This window comes from Amycolatopsis sp. NPDC005003, from assembly GCF_053600695.1.
Genome location: NZ_JBSGAI010000026.1, coordinates 26,396 through 43,032, shown reverse-complemented (window position 1 = coordinate 43,032; position 16,637 = coordinate 26,396). Strand labels below are relative to the sequence as shown.

The 16,637-nt window shown below is 72.0% G+C and carries 16 protein-coding genes; 5 read left to right on the top strand and 11 right to left on the bottom strand.

Annotated features, from left to right (window positions below):
- Positions 1–61: 61 nt before the first annotated feature.
- From ACWED2_RS27845 to ACWED2_RS27825, 5 genes are read right to left on the bottom strand one after another with little or no spacing between them, the layout of a single operon-like run.
- Positions 62–808, bottom strand: coding sequence for an SDR family NAD(P)-dependent oxidoreductase (locus tag ACWED2_RS27845; protein ID WP_449693449.1), 747 nt, complete (start codon positions 806–808; stop codon positions 62–64).
- On the bottom strand, positions 805–1,725 hold the full coding sequence (locus tag ACWED2_RS27840) for a 3-keto-5-aminohexanoate cleavage protein (protein ID WP_449693448.1): 921 nt from the start codon (positions 1,723–1,725) through the stop codon (positions 805–807). Before ACWED2_RS27840 ends, ACWED2_RS27845 begins: the two co-directional genes overlap by 4 nt.
- A complete protein-coding gene (locus ACWED2_RS27835; protein WP_449693447.1) occupies positions 1,725–2,504 on the bottom strand; it encodes an HpcH/HpaI aldolase family protein in 780 nt (259 codons plus the stop codon). Before ACWED2_RS27835 ends, ACWED2_RS27840 begins: the two co-directional genes overlap by 1 nt.
- Positions 2,501–3,379 carry a hypothetical protein gene (locus ACWED2_RS27830; RefSeq protein ID WP_449693446.1) on the bottom strand — a complete coding sequence of 293 codons (879 nt, stop codon included), beginning with the start codon at positions 3,377–3,379 and terminating at the stop codon, positions 2,501–2,503. The genes ACWED2_RS27835 and ACWED2_RS27830 overlap by 4 nt, the downstream gene beginning before the upstream one ends.
- Positions 3,380–3,391: 12 nt before the next feature.
- Positions 3,392–4,282, bottom strand: coding sequence for a DUF6282 family protein (locus ACWED2_RS27825; protein WP_449693445.1), 891 nt, complete (start codon positions 4,280–4,282; stop codon positions 3,392–3,394).
- 151 nt (positions 4,283–4,433) lie between these two features.
- Between ACWED2_RS27825 and ACWED2_RS27820 the strand changes: the two genes are divergently transcribed.
- A complete protein-coding gene (locus ACWED2_RS27820) occupies positions 4,434–5,795 on the top strand; it encodes an MFS transporter (protein WP_449693444.1) in 1,362 nt (453 codons plus the stop codon).
- Positions 5,796–5,806: 11 nt separating this feature from the next.
- On the opposite strand, the gene ACWED2_RS27815 is transcribed toward ACWED2_RS27820, so the two are convergent.
- Entirely contained in the window at positions 5,807–6,598 is a 792-nt protein-coding gene (locus ACWED2_RS27815) for an IclR family transcriptional regulator (protein WP_449693443.1), read from the bottom strand.
- Positions 6,599–6,695: 97 nt separating this feature from the next.
- Positions 6,696–7,754, bottom strand: a complete 1,059-nt coding sequence (locus tag ACWED2_RS27810; protein WP_449693442.1) for an NAD-dependent epimerase/dehydratase family protein — start codon at positions 7,752–7,754, stop codon at positions 6,696–6,698.
- Between the two features lie 138 nt (positions 7,755–7,892).
- Here ACWED2_RS27810 and ACWED2_RS27805 point away from each other — a divergent pair, with 138 nt between their 5' ends.
- The gene (locus ACWED2_RS27805; RefSeq protein ID WP_449693441.1) at positions 7,893–8,843 is read left to right on the top strand and encodes an NAD-dependent epimerase/dehydratase family protein; all 951 of its coding nucleotides are present in this window, start codon (positions 7,893–7,895) and stop codon (positions 8,841–8,843) included.
- Positions 8,844–8,898: 55 nt separating this feature from the next.
- Positions 8,899–9,624, top strand: coding sequence for a class I SAM-dependent methyltransferase (locus ACWED2_RS27800; protein ID WP_449693440.1), 726 nt, complete (start codon positions 8,899–8,901; stop codon positions 9,622–9,624).
- A gap of 67 nt (positions 9,625–9,691) precedes the next feature.
- On the opposite strand, the gene ACWED2_RS27795 is transcribed toward ACWED2_RS27800, so the two are convergent.
- Genes ACWED2_RS27795 through ACWED2_RS27780 form a run of 4 tightly spaced genes read right to left on the bottom strand, consistent with a single transcriptional unit; the run spans position 9,692 to position 13,372 of the window.
- Complete coding sequence (locus tag ACWED2_RS27795) at positions 9,692–10,642, bottom strand: Gfo/Idh/MocA family protein (RefSeq protein WP_449693439.1); 951 nt, start codon at positions 10,640–10,642, stop codon at positions 9,692–9,694.
- Positions 10,636–11,844, bottom strand: a complete 1,209-nt coding sequence (locus ACWED2_RS27790) for a cytochrome P450 (protein WP_449693438.1) — start codon at positions 11,842–11,844, stop codon at positions 10,636–10,638. The genes ACWED2_RS27795 and ACWED2_RS27790 overlap by 7 nt, the downstream gene beginning before the upstream one ends.
- An 8-nt stretch (positions 11,845–11,852) precedes the next feature.
- Positions 11,853–12,509: an SDR family NAD(P)-dependent oxidoreductase gene (locus tag ACWED2_RS27785; RefSeq protein ID WP_449693437.1), complete on the bottom strand. Its 657-nt coding sequence runs from the start codon at positions 12,507–12,509 to the stop codon at positions 11,853–11,855.
- Positions 12,506–13,372, bottom strand: coding sequence for an LLM class flavin-dependent oxidoreductase (locus tag ACWED2_RS27780; protein WP_449693436.1), 867 nt, complete (start codon positions 13,370–13,372; stop codon positions 12,506–12,508). The genes ACWED2_RS27785 and ACWED2_RS27780 overlap by 4 nt, the downstream gene beginning before the upstream one ends.
- A gap of 230 nt (positions 13,373–13,602) precedes the next feature.
- On the opposite strand from ACWED2_RS27780, the gene ACWED2_RS27775 reads away from it, so the two are divergent.
- Positions 13,603–14,586 carry a tyrosine-protein phosphatase gene (locus ACWED2_RS27775; protein WP_449693435.1) on the top strand — a complete coding sequence of 328 codons (984 nt, stop codon included), beginning with the start codon at positions 13,603–13,605 and terminating at the stop codon, positions 14,584–14,586.
- Positions 14,583–16,148 (top strand): FAD-dependent oxidoreductase, encoded by a 1,566-nt coding sequence (locus tag ACWED2_RS27770; protein WP_449693434.1) that lies wholly within the window; start codon positions 14,583–14,585, stop codon positions 16,146–16,148. Before ACWED2_RS27775 ends, ACWED2_RS27770 begins: the two co-directional genes overlap by 4 nt.
- Positions 16,149–16,637 lie beyond the last annotated feature (489 nt).

Below are 16,637 nucleotides of genomic sequence, written 5' to 3'. Positions count from 1 at the left end.
GCCCCGGGGACCGTAATGACGATTGATTACCGCGATGCTACGTCCCGGTTAGGTCTACCGGTCAGGCCGTGAAGCCGCCGTCCACCGGAAGGACCACTCCGCTGAGGTGGCTTGCCTGGTCGCTCAGCAGGAAAGCCGCCGTCGAGCCGACTTCTGCGCCGGTGCCGGCCTTCCGCAACGGCGTCGCCGCGATGCGGGCTTCCACGCCGCCCGGGATCGTGCGGCGCAGCTCGTCGAGCATCGGGGTCTCCGTCGGGCCCGGGGCGAGCGCGTTGACCCGGATGCCCAGTGGCCCGAAGTCGTGGGCGGCCGTGCGGGTGAGGCCGATCACCGCGTGCTTCGTCGCCTGGTAGGCACCCATGCCCGGGCTTCCCCGCAGGCCACCGATGCTGCTCACGTTCACGATCGAGCCGGAGCCCTGGCCTTCCATCACCGCGACCTCCGCACGCAGGCACAGCCACGTGCCCTTCACGTTCACCGCCATGATCCGGTCGAAGTCCGCTTCGGCCACCCGGTCGAGCCGCCCGCCGCCGCCCATCGCCGCGTTGTTGAACGCGCCGTCCAGGCGGCCGAAGCGCGAGACGGTCGCCGACACGAAACCGTCCACATCGGACGCCGAAGCGACATCGCCCGTCGTGTACGCGACGTCGTAGCCGGAAAGCTCGGCAGCCAGTTTGGCCAGCGGCTCCTCGTGCCGGGCCACCAGCATCACCGAAGCGCCGTCCTCGGCGAACACCCGCGCGGCGTCCGCGCCGATGCCCGAGCCGGCCCCGACGACCAGGACCACCTTCCCCGTCAGCAAGCTCATGCGTTCCCTCCACGAAGTGCCAGCATCGCGCGGGCGTCGGCGGGGGTGGCGAGGGGTTTCCCGAGATCTTCCACCACCGCCCGGATCTTGCGGACCTGCTGGGCGTTGCTCTCCGCGAGCTTCCCCTTGCCGATCCACAGGCTGTCCTCCAGGCCGACCCGCACGTGCCCGCCGAGCCACGCGCTGTGCGTGCCGAAGCTCATCTGGTCGCGGCCGGCGGCGAACGCCGAAAACACGTAGTCGTCGCCGAACAGCTTGTCCGCGATCCGCACCATGTGCTCGAGGTTCGCGTGGTCGGCGCCGATCCCGCCGAGGATCCCGAACACCCCCTGGATCAGCAACGGCGGTTTCGCCAGGCCGAGTTCGGCGAAGTACGCCAGCGAGTACAGGTGCCCGATGTCGTAGCACTCGTACTCGAACCGGGTCCCGGACTCGCCGAGCGTCCGCAGCGTGTGCTCGATCCTGTCGAACGTGTTCACGAACGGCTTCGAGTAGGTGTCGAGCACGTACGGCTTCTCCCAGTCGTGCGTCCACTCGGTCACCTTGCCGGCGATGCCGGAGTAGACGAAGTTCATCGACCCCATGTTCATCGACGCCAGCTCGGGGCGCAGCCGGTACGCGGCCGCGAGCCGTTCGTCCATCGTCATCGAGGACGCGCCGCCGGTGGTGATGTTGATGACGGCATCGGTCTCCGCGGTGATCCGCCCGACGATCTTCTCGAACACGCCGGGATCGGGCGTCGGCCGCCCGTCGGGCTCCCGGGCGTGCAGGTGCACGACGGCCGACCCGGCTTCGATGGCCGCCAAGGCGGCGTCGGCCACCTCGTCGGCGGACAGCGGCAGGTACGGGCTCTGCGACGGGACGTGCACCGAGCCCGTGATCGCGGTGGTGATGATGACCTTTTCGGCCGTGCGCATCAGTTCTCCTCTTCGGCGAGCGCCCGGAACGCCCGGACCAGCCCGCGGGCGGCCTCGGCCAGCATCGTCGTGTCGTTGCCGAGCAGCACGAAGTCGCAGCCGTCGCGGACCGCCTGCGCGGCCTTCTCCGGTACTCCGCCGAACGCCAGCCCGCACTTCTTCCCGGCGGCGTGCGCGGCCGCGATCGCCGAGGCGATCAGGTCGAGGACCTCGGGCGAGGCGGGCGCCGAGCCCATCGACAGCGACAGGTCGGCCGCGCCGACGAACACCGCGTCCACCGTGTCCAGCGCGAGCATCTCGGGCGCGGCCTTGATCGCCTCGACGCTTTCCAGCTGCGGGATGCACAGCACGTCGTCGTTGCCCGTCGCCAGGTACTCGGCGTTCGGCCGCAGCCCCCACGCCCCGGCCCGGCTGGTGCCGCCGGCGCCGCGGACGCCGTGGGGCGGGAACCGGCACGCCCGCCCGACGGCCGCCGCCTCCTCGACGGTGTCCACATGGGGGACGAGGATGCCCATCGCCCCGGCGTCGAGGATCTTCTGGATCGTCGACGGCGTCTTGTCCGGCACCCGCACCAGCGGCGTCATGCCCAGCGCGGCGGCGGTGTTGATCAGCCGGTACGCCGTCACCAGGTCCAGCGGCGCGTGTTCGAGATCGACGACCACGAAGTCGAACCCGGCGAACGCCATGATCTCGGCGGGCTCGGTCGAGGCGATCTTCAGCCACGTCCCGACGGGAGTGGCGGGACGGTCGAACAGCCCACCACCAGTGCGCGTGCTCACGGCATCGGGTAGTCGTCGGCGTTGAGGACCCAGCCCGGTTTCTCCGAGAAGTCCACGCGCGGCGGGCTGAAGATGTCGATCAGCTGGTTCACCCCCGGGCTGCTCGCTTCGGACGTGTGCACGGTCGGCGGCGGGATGATCGTCACCGACGGGCTCCCGATCCGGACGTGCTCGTCCCCGCGCCAGGTGGTGCGGTCGGGCAGCCACGGCGTGCGGATGTGGTGCACGTATTCGCCCTGCACTGCCAGCGAAAGCTGCTCGAAGTCGTCGTGGTGGTGCGGGGAAAGCTGGTGCGGGTCGCGCGGCCCGTCCTGCGGCGGCAGGAAGTTCACCATGAACGACCGCGTCCGGAAGATCCGCCCGAACCGCTTCGGGTCGTCCGGCACGTCCGACAGCGGGTAGCAGCGGACCCGCTCTTCGGCGGGCGCCGGCCAGCGTTCCAGCGGTGTGACGCGCGGGTGGTCCTCGGCGTACGCGCCGGCGTTGGCGACGCGATCCCGCCACGCCGGTTCGGTCGCCTCGACCAGCCGGACGAGCGGGCCGTCGCCGTGGACGCTGATCCGCGACGCGCCCGGCGGGACGACGACGAGCCCGGGGGAGTCCACCCTGGTGGCGCCGTCGCCGGTCAGCACGGTGAAGGCGGGGGAGGCGTCCGTGACGACGATCGCCAGCTCGCCGTCCAGGGTGCCGTTGTCGAGGTCGTCGCCGTCGTGGGCGTCGGTGTGGATCAGGATGACGTTCTGCGCCCGCACGACCGGGGTCTCCCACAGGTCGAGGTACTGCGCGGGCGCGATCGCGGCGCCACTGTCGGATCGAGCACTGCCGGGCCGGGCCGCGGTGGCCAGGCTGGAGCGGGGATCGTCTTTTCCGTACACGGTCGCGTCCTTTCAGGCGTCGAGGTTCAGCAGGTACGACGGGTTGTCCCGGACCATCCGCCGCAGGTCCTTCTCCGGCAGCCCGAGGTCGAGCAGCGCCTCGCCGACGCGCAGCCACGCGTCGACCGGCTTCGGGTTGGCCTTCTGGCCGAAGTCCGAGGCCAGCACGGTGTGCTCGGGACCGAGCGTCTCGATCCACGTCAGCAGGTTCTTCGGGTCCCATTTCTGGGTGCCTTCGGGGTCGTACATGCCGACCTCGTGCTCGACGAACGCGCCGAGCCCGATCAGCTCGCGGCACAGGGCCGGGTCGGCGCCGATGACGAAGTCCGGGTGGCTGACGACCATCCGCTTCAGGCCGCGCTCGCGTGCCTCCCCGAACAGCGTCTTGATGTACTCGGGGTACATGTGGCCGCCGTTGAGGACGGCCTGCTGCTCTTTGATCTCGTCGAGGATCTCGATCGCTTCGGGCTTGAGGGCGCCTTCGCCGTCGACGATGTCGATGCGCTCGAGCGTCAGCGGGACGGTGGTGGTCGGGAAGGCGCCGTCCTCGGGGTGGCAGTCGAGGTGCCGGCCGGAGGAGATGGTCGGGAACCAGACGACCTTGCCGCCCATGCGCAAGGTCATGCGCACGGCGTGGACGTTGAGCCCGCCGACCGTGCTGTTGAGCGCGATGCCGCCGAAGACCTGCGCCTCGACCTCGGCGAGCCGGCCCCGCATCGCGAGGACGTCCATCTGGGTGTTGTGGTGGTGGGACTTGGCGACCATGGCGCGCATCCCGATCCGGGCGCCGTCCCGCGCGGCCTCGACGTGGTCGAATCGCCGGGGGAACGGGCTGGGGCCGGAGTGGACGTGCATGTCGACCAGGCCGTCCAGGACGGCGGCGATGGCAGGGCGCGGGCTCATGAGCGGCCTTTCCGTTCGCATTATGAAGTCCAAGTTCACTATAAGACCGCCTGTCAACCCTGTGACCACTCTTGTGCCGCGAGGGGCGCGTATTTAGAGTGTCGGGACGTTCACTTCGTGAACATTCAGTTCGGAGCAACGGAGGACGCTGATGTCCACACCGCCCAGCGCCGCAGGGACGGCCGCCCGTCCCGGTACCCCGCACGGCCCGGACGCGGCCAAGGTGCGTGCCGCGATCCGCGGCGGGACGCTCGCCTACTTCGTCGACCAGTTCGACATCTACCTGCCGATCGTCGTGCTGGCCCCGGCCGCGGCGTACTTCCAGGCGGCCAACCTGAGCGCGAGCACGACCGCGCTGCTGGCGTCCCTGGTGTTCGCGTCGACGCTGATCGGCCGCCCGCTCGGCGCGATCATCTTCGGCCACTTCGCCGACACGGTCGGGCGCAAGCGGACGACGCTGGTCGCGGTCGGCGGGTTCGGCACCATCACGTTGCTGACCGCGTGCCTGCCCGGGCACGAGACGATCGGGATGTGGTCGGTCGGCACCCTCATCGCCCTGCGGTTCGTCGACGGGATCTTCCTCGGCGGCGAGTACACGACGGCGGTGCCGCTGGCGATGGAGTGGAGCCCGAAGCACAAGCGCGGCCTCTACGCCTCGATCATCACGTCGACCTCGCCCGCCGCGTACGCGATGATCGCCGCGATCACGCTGCTGATGCTGCAGCTGCTGCCCTCCGCCGGCCTGCACAGCGCGTACGTCCAGTGGGGCTGGCGGATCCCGTTCTTCGTCGGGGCGGCGCTGGCGGCGGTGCTGTTCCGCTACTACCTCAAGCAGGTCCACGAGCCGCCGGCCCGGCTGACCGGCGAGAAGCACAAGCTGCCGTTCCTCCGGCTGCTGAAGAAGTACCCGCGGGCGCTGGGCCAGGTGTTCGTCCTGATGACCGGCACGTGGCTCGCGACCAACATGGAAGCCGCCGTGACGCCGGCGCAGCTGAAGGCCCACCTGGACCTGTCGAGCAAGGAGGTCACCATGACCATGCTCGTCATCAACGCGGCCGCCGCGCTGTCCTACCCGGTGTTCGGGGTGCTGTCCCAGCGCATCGGCCGCCGGCGGTTCTACATCGGCTACGGCCTGGCGATGGTCGTGCTCGGCGCGGGGTCCTACACGGTGCTGATGGCCTCGAACGGCGGCTTCGGCGCGGCGCTCGGCTTCGGCGTGCTCATCGGGGTGTTCACGGTCGGCACGTTCGGCCCGATCGCGGCGTACCTGACCGAGCGGTTCCCGGCGAGCATCCGCTCGACCGGCTACGGCGTCGGCTACAGCCTCGCGCTGATCGCCCCGGCGTTCTACCAGTTCTACCTGCAGCGCTTCGACGGGGTCATGCCCGCGCACCTCGCCCCGGGTGTCCTGCTCGTGCTCGCCGGCCTGCTGATCAGCCTCGGCGGCTTCCTCGGCCCGGAGACCAAGGACGTCGACATGTCCGACGACAGCACGATCCCGGCGCTGTCCTGACCGGAGCGGCCCTACCCGGCTCGCTGGACGTCGTCGGGCCGGTAGTGCCCGCCCAGCTCCTGGGTGAGCTCGCGCGCGGTGTCGACCACGACCCGCAGCTCGGGCGTGTCGTCGCCCATCGACAGGGTGTTGTCCGGGCCCACGATCGCGATCGTGGCGCAGATGCCGTACTCGTCGAAGACCGGCGCGGCCACCGCGACGATGCCGGGCGTGCTCATCGCGGAGCAGTGGCCGGCCGCGCGCACGCGTTCGACGTCGGCGCGCAGCTCGTCGCGCGCCGGGCCGGACAGGGTGCCGATCAGGCGTTCCATCGACAGCTGGTCGGCGTGGTAGGCGAGGAAGACCTTGCTCTGCGCGGTGTCCAGCGGCAGGTGGCTGCCGACCCGCACGGACACGATGACGATGGTCGAGGCGTTCTCTTCGACCCGCGAGACCACCGGGCCGGTCAGCCCCCAGAGGCTGAGCACGACGCTGGTCTGCGTGGCGCGCGAGAGCGCCTGCATGTGCCGTGGCGCGAGGTTGACGACCCGGCGGTGCCCGATCGCGAACGCGCCGAGCTGCAGCAGCAGCCCGCCGGGCACGTAACCGCCGTCGGCGCTGCGTTCCAGCAGGCCGGCCGCGACGAGCGAGGTGCAGTACCGGTACGCCGTGGTGCGGTTGAGGCCGAGCCGCTCGGCGACTTCCCCGGCGGTCAGCTCGGGGGTCGCCGGGTCGAACAGCGAGAGGATCTGGCTGACCCGGCTCACCGCCTGGATGTCCGCCTGGTCCGCGCGGGCCTCCGGGGACCGCGTCGGTTTGGTCACGGGGTGCCTCCGCGCAAGTCTGGAATCACTGTTCACTTCGTGAACACGGACCTCAGGCTACACGGACCGGTGGCATCCCCGTTGTTTCGCCGGAGCACTAAGCCGGAACGGGGGTGCGCATCGGGGCCATGGCGAATTCCGCCATGCCTTCGCCGAACCCGGTCGAGGGCTGCCAGCCCAGCTCCGCCTTGATCCGGCTCGGTGAGGCCACGATGTGGCGCACGTCGCCGATGCGGTACTCGCCGGTGATCACCGGCGGGGGCGTTCCGGCCGCCGCGGCCAGTGCGGCCGCCACCTCCGCGATGCTGCGGGGGTCGCCGGTCGCCACGTTGAAGGCGCGGAAGCCCGGGTGCGCCGCCGTCAGGGCCGCCACGTTGGCCGTCGCGATGTCGCGGACGTGGATGAAGTCGCGGCACGGCTTGCCGTCCTCGAAGACGCGGGCCGCCGTGCCGCGCTCCACGGCCGTGCGGAAGACGGCCGTCACGCCGGAATACGGGCTGCCCGGGGGCATCTCGGGCCCGTAGACGTTGTGGTACCGCAAGGCGACCGCCTGGCCGCCGGTCTCGCGGGCCCACGCGCCGGCCAGGTGTTCCTGGGCCAGCTTGGTGACCGCGTAGACGTTGCGGGGCGGATCGAGCGGATCGTCCTCTTCGACCGGACTGTCCACGACGGTCAGCCCGCACTCCGGGCAGGTCACCTCGAACCGGCCCGCGTCGAGGGCTTCCTTCGGACGGCGGCCGGGCCGGACCCGGCCGTGCACCGGGCAGTCGTACCGGCTGTCGCCGTAGATCACCACCGAGCTGCCGAGCACCAGCTTGCCGAGGCCCAGTTCGGTCATGGCGGTGACGAGCCGCGCGGTGGCGAGGTCGTTGCACGTGACGTACCGCGCCGCGTCGCGGATTTCCTTGCCCCGGCCGACCATCGCGGCCTGGTGGCACACCGCGTCCACCCCGCGCAGGGCCGAGACCACTGTGGACTCGTCGCGCAGGTCGCCGTGCCGGAACTCGACGCCGTCGGGGAACTCCGGCGGCGACCCGGCCGGGTGCACGTGGGGGAGCAGCGCGTCCAGGACCCGGACCTCGTGCCCGCCTGCCACCAGTGCTTCGACGACGTGCCGGCCGATGAACCCGGCGCCGCCCGTGACCAGAACCCGCATTCCGCCTCCTGTGTCTCGTGGCTTCCCACGGTCTTCGGCGGTGCTCGGCCCGGACTCGAATGCGGCTGGACCCGCGCGCCATACGGTCCCGCCGTCCGGTCGCGGAAGGCGCGGATGTGGGGAGAGGCTGTGGTGCTCATGTCTGGTCGGGTGGTCGCGGACGGCGCTACCGACACGGCGGTGGTGATCGGGAGTGCGGGGTTCATCGGACGCCGGCTTTCGGCGACGCTCGACCTCGCGCGGGTGCGGACGGCGTGCTTCACCCGGCAGTCGAGGTTCCTGTGCGACGGCGAGCTGGCCGCCCCGATCGCCGGCGCCGGGACCGTGTTCTACCTCGCGTCCAGCATCAACCCGGCGCTCGGGGAAAGCCACCCGGAGCTGGCCAGGGCCGACCACGTGCTGTTCAGCACCCTGCTCGATCGGCTGCGCCGCCGGGACGACCCGCCGACGGTGGTGCTGACGAGCTCCGGCGGCACGGTGTACGACCCCGCGTTCGCCCCGCCGTACGCGGAGACTTCGCCGCTGAAACCCTCGGGCGCCTACGGCCGCGCGAAGATCGCCCTCGAAGAGGAACTGCTCAGCCACGCGGGTGAACTGCCGGCGGTGATCCTCCGGATGTCCAATGTGTATGGTCCCGGGCAGCCGACCGGGCGCGGCCAGGGCGTGCTCGCCCACTGGCTGTCCGCCGCGCTGGATTCCCGGCCGCTGCGGCTGATCGGCGACGTGACCGCGACCCGCGACTACGTCTACGTCGACGACGTCGTCGACGTGATGCGGAGGCTGCGGGGCGCCGGGCCCACGGAACCCCTGATCCTCAACATCGGCTCCGGCGTGCGCACCTCGCTGTCCGGCCTGCTGGACGTGGTGCGCTCGGTCGTGGCGCTCGACCTGCGGGTGGAGTTCCAGCCGAGCCGGCTGTTCGACCGGCAGGACGTCTGGCTCGACGTCGGCGAGGCCGAGCGCGTGCTGGGCTGGCGGCCCGAGACGTCGCTGGCGGAAGGCGTGGCGGCGACCTGGCGGTCGTGGCTCGCCGGCGCGGCGGTCACCGCCGGGGTCAACGAGCTCCAAACGATTTTCGAGACCATCTGACCACGCTGTACCGGAGTAACCCGACTGCAGAGCGAGGGACCGAATGTTAGCTGAAATGCTCGCCCGTTCCGGCAAGGTACTGCTCGACAACGTGCCGCCGGACGGCCGGAAGTACTGGGCGGCGCGGTTCTGGGACCGGGCGGCGGCGGAGCGGCACCCGCTGCTGCGCGAGCACTTCCTCAGCCAGAAGGACACCATCGGCAAATACCTGGAGAAGTACGGCGCCGACACCGGGCGGGTGCTCGAATTCGCCTGCGGCACCGGTGAGTTCACCGGCCTCGCGGCGACCCGCACCGCGGCGAAGAGCATCACCGCGCTCGACATCTCCCAGCAGGGCCTCGACATCGTGCGCGGCCGGGTGCACCACGAGGACCTCGAGCTCGTGCTGGGCGACTTCTGGGCCGAGCACGAGCTCGGCACCGCGGACCTGGTGATGTGCGTCGACGCGATCCACCACCTCGGTGACGTCCGCGAAGTGCTGGAGCGGCTCAAGACGTTCATGGCGCCGGGCGGGATCTTCGTCGGGAACCTGTGGACGGGCGACAACTTCCACGACTTCGAGCGCAAGCGCTACGGCACGTTCAACCACCTCCGCCGCACGGCGGCGTTCTTCAGCACGGCGGTGGTGATCCGCGCCTCGGGCGGCCGGATGAAGACCGGCGCGTACCGGACGCAGCTGCTGACCAGCGCGGAAGGCACCGCGATCCTGAACGAGGTGTTCACCGAGGTGCTGGAGCTGGACGTGCACCCGCACTTCATGTCGTTCGTGGCCACAGCCTGACCCCGTCGTGAGTGGTGATTCGGGTTCTAACCCGAATTACCACTCACGACCGGCCACGGCAGACCGCTCACGCCCGCGCGACGACCTCTTCGAGCAGCCGGGCCTGGGTGAGCAGCGTTTCGTATTCGAGAACCCGCCCGGCCGGATCGCCGATCAGGCTCGCGAAGTGCAGCAGGACATTGCGGAACTGGTCGTCCGCCGGGAGAGTCCGCTCCTCCCGCACGTCCTGGGACTCCAGGCGCAGCACCGGGCGCGTCGTGGCCGGCGGGGTGAACGCCCAGTCCAGCGTCAGCCGGCCTTCGCTGCCCCACACCGACATCGTGCTCCGGTAGGTGTGCACGAACCCGAACGAGCACTGGGCCGCCACCTTCCCGTCGCTCAGCAGCGCGCTGCCGGACACGTCCACCTCGCCGGAGCGCACGAGCACCGCGCCGGCCACCTCGGGGGTGCGGAGGTAGGGCCAGGACGCCCGGATCGGGTAGCACCCGGTCTCGCGCAGCGAGCCGCCGCCGAGGGCGGAGGAGTACCTGATCCCGGACGGCGCCGTCGGCGGGATGCCGAAGTCCGCGGTGATCAGGCGGGGCTCGCCGACCACGCCCTTGGTCACCAGTTCCGCCGCCTCGGCGTGCTGGGAGTGGTGGGGGAACGCGAAGTTCTCCATCACCACCAGCCCCCGCGCGGTCGCGAGCTCGACCAGCCGGGCGGCCGCGGCCGTCCCGATCGTCGCCGTCTTCTCCACCAGCACGTGCTTGCCCGCTTCGAGGGCCGCTTCCGCCCATTCCTGGTGCAGGGCGATCGGCAGCGGGATGTACACCGCGTCGACGTCCGGCCGGTCCAGCAGCGTCGCGTAGCCGGTCACGGCCTCGCCGCCGAACCGGGCGGTGAAGGCCGCCGCCTTCGCCGCCGACCGGCTCGCCACCGCGGTGACCCGCAGGCCCGCGGCGGCCATCGCCGGAACCGTCCGGCGCGCGGCGATGTCGGCGCAGCCCAGGATGCCGAACCTCGGCGCGGTCACCATCGGATCGGCAGCTCGGCCGGGCGGGGGAACGCGGTCGCGAGGTGCCACCGCAGCTCGTCCACCGGGGTGCCCAGGGCGAGCGGGATCCGCCGGGCCACCAGGGTTTCCAGCAGCACGCGCAGTTCCAGCCGGGCGAGGGCGGCACCGAGGCAGAAGTGGATGCCCGCGCCGAAGGCCAGGTGCGGGTTGTCGGTGCGGTCCAGCCGGAGCTCGTCCGCCGCCGCGAACGCGGATTCGTCGCGGTTCGCGGAGTTGATCAGCGGGATCACCGGCTCGCCCGCCCGGATCGTCACGCCGTCGAGCTCGACATCTTCGAGCGCGATCCGCATCGAGCCGAACCCGCCGGCGACCTGGCTGTAGCGCAGTGCCTCTTCGACGGCGGTGCCGATCAGCCTCGGATCGTCCAAGATGGACTGGTAGCGCGCCGGATCTTCCAGCAGGTGCACGAGGAGGTGCGACACCGCGCTGACCGTGGTGTGGTAGCCGGCGATCAGGATCGTCATCGCGAGCGTGCGCAGTTCCTCGTCGTCGAGCGAGTCGCCGTCCTCCTGGGCCTGCAGCAGCCGGGTCAGCAGGTCCTCGCCCGGCCGGGCGCGCTTGCGCTCGATCAGCCCGGTGAGGTAGCCCATGAGCGCGCCGGCGGCCTCGCGTGCCGCGTCGGCGTCCGCGCCCGGCCCGCCGACGGTGAGCACCTTGTCGCCCCACTGCCGGAACTGCGCCTGTTCGGCGGGTTCGACGCCGAGCAGTTCGCAGATCACCGTGATCGGCAGCGGCAGGGCCAGCGCGGTCACCGCGTCGGCGGTGGTCCCGGCGGCCAGCATCGCGTCGACCAGACCCGCCGTGATCTCCTCGATCCGCGGCCGCAGCGTGTCGACCCGCCGCTGGGTGAACTCGCGCGAGGCCAGTTTGCGCAACCGGGTGTGGTCCGGCGGGTCCAGGTTCACCAGCGACCGCGAGCCGCGGTGCACCGGGATCAGCCTCGGCGCGTCCGGCCCGGTCATCGCTTCCTTGCTGAACCGCAGGTCGGTGAGGACGGTGCGGACCTCGGCGTGGCGCAGGACCAGCCAGCCTTCGTGGCCGCCGGGCAGCCGGACCCGGGTCACCGCCGCCCGCGCGCGCAGTTTCGAGTACTCGTCGAGCGCTTCCCCGGGGGTGCGGACGCGGAAGGGGAACGCGGGCAGTGCCGTCACGGCTTCGGTCATCGGGATCCTCACCAATCGATCGGTTCGCGGGAACGGAAGAAGGTGCCGGTCGGCCCGTCGTCGGGCAGCGTGGCGGCCCAGGCGATGTCGGCGGCCGCGGTCGCGGGGTCGCCGTCGGCCTCGGGCATCATGCGGGTGCGCACCCGGCCGGGGTTGACCGCGTTGACCAGCACTCCCCGGCCGCGCGCGGAGTTCGCGAGCAGCACGGTCACGGCGTTCAGCGCGGTCTTGGACAGTGAATACGCCGGCGCGCCGGTGAACAGGCCGTGGCTGAACGCCCCGGTGCCGCTCGACACCATGACGATCCGGCCCCAGCCGCGCGCGAACATGCCCGGCAGCACGGCCTGGGACACGCGCAGCGCGCCGAGCGCGTTGACCGCCAGGGTTCCGGCGACGAGCTCGGGCGGGACGGACTCGGGCGGCGCACCGGCGTCGAGGAGCACCCCGGCGTTGTTCACCAGGATGTCGACCGGGCCGGCCTGCTCGAGCGCGGCGGCCACCGAGCCGGCGTCGGTGACGTCGAGCCGCACGGCCCGGCCGGTTCCGGCGGCCTCGGCGTCGGCGAGGCGCCGCGCCGACGCGACGACCTCGAAGCCGGCGTCGACGAGGTGACGGCAGACGGCGAGCCCGATGCCGCGCCCCGCCCCGGTGACCAGCGCCCTCAAGACAGCCCCGCATCGAGCAGGCCCGTACCGGACAGGGCCTCGGTGAGCAGGTCGAGCTGGCCGAGCCCGGCCGAACACGGGAAGAGCACGAGCTCGTGGCAGCCGGCGTCGGCGTACTCGGCGGCGGTGCGGGCGAGCGCCTCCCGCGTGAGCAGCGTTTCGCCGATGACCCGCTCGGCGTAGCGGCCCATGCCTCGGTAGCAGCCGCCGAGGTAGGCACGGGCCTGCGTGCTCCCGTCCGGGCCGAGCGCGAAATAGGCCAGCGCGACCAGCCGGGGTTCGTCGGTGCGGCCGGCCTCGGCCCAGGCCTTGCGCAGCCGGGTGAGCCGGTCGGCGTACGGCTCGGCCGAGCCGCTCCCGGAGATCCACCCGTCCGCGATCGCGGCGGCCCGCCGCATCGCCGCCTCGGAGTGGCCGCCGAGCAGCACCGGCGGGGGCGTCGCGGGGGTGGGGCCGATCTCGCCGTCGCGCCAGGTGCGGCGCAAGGTGGTGATCAGCTCGTCCAGGTTCCGGCCGCGCCGGGTGAACGACGTGCCGGTGACGTCGAAGTCGTCGCGCCGCCCGCCCGCGGCGAGCCCGAGCTCCAGCCGCCCGCCGGACAGCTCGTGCAGGGTCGCCGCCTCCTTGGCCAGCACGGCCGGGTTGCGCGTCGCGCCGAGCAGCACCGTGGTGGACAGGCGGATCCGGCGCGTCGCTCCGGCCGCGACCGCCAGCGTGGTGAGCGGCTCGTGGTTCGGGTAGACGATCCGGTCCAGCACCCCGAGCGTCGAGAAGCCCCTCGCTTCGGCCGTCACGGCCCAGCCGAGCAGGTCCGCGCCGCGGGTGCCCGGAACCATCGCGGGCAGGCCGACCCCGATCCGCATGCCGGTCTCCAGTCTTCCGGTGGCAGCTTCGCCCCGCATGGTCGGCGCGCGGACTCGAACCTCGTTGGGACCCGGCTGGGACTCCCGGCCGCGCCGTCGAGCCGGGTCCCAGCGGGCTTCGACCGGCGGTGACGAGCCTGGGGCCGCGCGCGTGTCCCGCTCGTGTTACCGATCCGATCCAGAGGAAGAAGACCGTTATGGTGCGCTTGTCCCTGCGGCGAGGTGGGGTGGTGACGGCCGTCTTCACCGCCACCGCCGTCCTGACCGGCGGTACCGCCGCGTTCGCCTGCGATCCCCGGCCGCTGCCGATCGCCGGCGCCACGGCGGTGCGGGCCGCCGACGGCAGCTACCGGCTGAGCTGGTCACCCGCGAGCGACGTCCGCTCGGCGTCGGTGTACGCCGCCACCCGCCCGATCGAGAAGGCCCAGGACGGCGTGCTGGTCGCGAAGGACGCCACCGGGGCGGTGACCGTGACCGGCCTGGCGCCGGTGTCCCGCTGGTACTTCGTCATCGTGCCCGGCGGGGCGAGGCTGGGCGAGGCGGTGGCCGCCAAGCTGATCGAGCTCGACGGCGTCAAGAACGCCCGCGACCTCGGCGGCTACCCGGCCGCGGACGGCCTGCGCATCCGGTGGGGCACGATCTTCCGCACCGCGCGGCTGACGCCCGCCACCGCGACCGGCCGCGAAGAGCTCGCCGGTCTGGGGATCAAGGAAGACGTCGACTTCCGCTCGACCGCGGAAGCGACCGCCGAGGGCCCGGACCCGATCCCGGCCGGCGTCACGCACGTCGCGGAACCGGTCGGCGACCCGGACCAGGCGGTGCCGCCGGACCCGAAGACCCCGCCGTCCACCGGGGACCTGATCATGGACAACTACCGGCTGCTGGTGTCGAACCCGAACCTGGGCCACCAGTTCGTCGACGCGCTCACCCACATCGCCGACGCCCGCCAGCGGCCGGTGCTCTACCACTGCACCGGCGGCAACCACCGCACCGGCTGGATGACGGTGCTCCTGCTCAAGGTGCTCGGGGTGCCCGACGACGTGATCCGCCAGGACTACCTGCTGTCCTCCGGCACCACGGGCGCCTACCTCGACGCGGCCTACGACCAGGTCGACCTCGACTACGGGTCGTTCCCGGACTACCTCGCCGCGCTCGGGGTCACCGACCAGCTGACCCGGCAGCTGCGGCACGCGCTGCTGGAGGCCCCGCGGTGAAGCCGACCACTGTGGACGTCCTGGTGGCCGGCGGCGGGCTGACCGGCCTCGCCGCCGCCACCTTCCTCTCCTGGCTCGGCGTGCGCACCGCCGTGGTGGAGCGGCATTCCGGGACGCTGATCCACCCCCGGGCCCGCAGCATCAACCCCCGGACGGCGGAGCTGCTCCGCCAGGTCGGGCTCGCGTCCGCGGTCACCGACAGCGGCGGCTACGTGAGCGAACTGCCCTCGGTGTACCTCCTGCGCGCGGTGACCCTGGCCGGCGAGGAGCTCAGCCGCACCGAACAGCGGCCGCCCGCCGACGCGGGTGGCGGTGCCGAGGTCAGCCCGTCCGGCTGGGGGATGATCGACCAGGATCGGCTCGAGCACGTGTTGCGGGAGCGGGCCGAGGAGCTCGGCGCGGACGTGCGGTTCGGGCACCGGCTCGTCCGGCTCGACCAAGACGAAGCCGGGGTCACCGCCACCGTGTCCACTGTGGAGGGTGAGCGCGAGATCCGGGCCGCGTACGTGATCGGTGCCGACGGCAACGGCAGCACGGTGCGGTCGCTGCTCGGCATCGGCCGGCACGGTCCCGGCAAGCTCAGCCACGTCGCGAGCATGGTCTTCGACGCCGACCTGTCCGGGCCGATGCGCGGCCGCCACGACCCGGGATGCGGCCGGTTCGTCGCGTCGTGCCACCTCACCACGCCCGCCGAGGGCACGGTGCTGTTCCCGCACGGCGGCGACCGGCGCTGGGTGTTCAACACCCCGTACTTCCCCGAGCGCGGCGAGCGCATCGAGGACTTCGGGGACGAGCGCTGCGTGGCCGCGATCCGGGCCGCGACCGGCGTGGAAGACCTGCCGGTCTCCCTCGTCCCGCAGCTGGAGAACGGCGTGCGGGTGCTCGGCTACGAAGTCGGCGCGCTCGTCGCGGACACCTACCGCGCCGGCCGGGTGTTCCTCGTCGGCGACGCCGCGCACGTCATGCCGCCGACCGGCGCGTTCGGTGCCGGCACCGGCATCCAGGACGCGCACAACCTGGCCTGGAAGCTCGCGCACGTGCTGAGCGGCCGGGCGGGGGAGGCGCTGCTGGACACCTACGACGCCGAACGCCGTCCGGTCGCGGAGTTCACCCTGGGGCAGGCGCTGCTGCTGATGAACGCGCGGGGCGGGGCGAAGGTGCCCGCGCCTGAGGGGCACGCGCTGGTGCCGTACGACGCCGCGGTGTTCGGGTACCGCTACCCGGGCCCGTTCGCTTCCGGTGACGGACCGGTGGCGCTGGAGCCCGCGGAGCTGACCGGACAGCCGGGCACGCGGGCACCGCACCTGCGGCTCGGCAGCGGGTCCACCCTCGACCGCTACGGCCGCGAGTACGTCCTGCTCACCGGCACGAAGGTGGCCACCGGACTCAGGTCCTTCGTGCTCGAAGGCACCCAGCAGGCCCGGCACGGCATCACCGGAACCGGCGCGCTGCTGGTCCGTCCGGACGGGTTCGTGGCCTGGCGCAAGGAATCCGGCTTCACGCCGGAGGACCTGGGCGACGTGCTGGCGGCACTGCACTGCCGGGAGCCGGTGACGGTCTAGAACGCCACTGAAGCGCCTTCGCCGGGAGATCCTGGCGAAGGCGCTTCAGTTGTTTCGGGTCCGTGGTGGCTGGCTTTCGTCTGGAGGTGTGGCTGGTGTGGGTGGTTTCGGGTTGCCTTGGGTGGTGTCCTCCACCCCGATGCCCGATTGTGACTACGGCCGGTGGTGCCGGGTCAAGGCGGGAAAGCGTGCCTTGACCCGGCGCCACCGGCCGTGTTGGGGCTTCGGATCGGGGTGGGGGGAGCGGGTCTGGGTGGGGTGCGGGTTTGGCTGTCCGCTTGCCGTTTGGGCCGTTGGGGGCGCCTGCAAGGTCGCCGCGCGCGGGACCCGCCCTCCCTGGGGGATCCGCCCCGCTTCAGCTTATCGGCGGTGGCCGACGGAAACTGCCGGGAAGTGCCCGCCGAGGACGGGTTGCCCACAGCCCGGGACGGTTGTGGGCAACTCGGCGCGTTCGCTCCGACACGGTGCTCGCCGCCTCCGGTGCGCCCG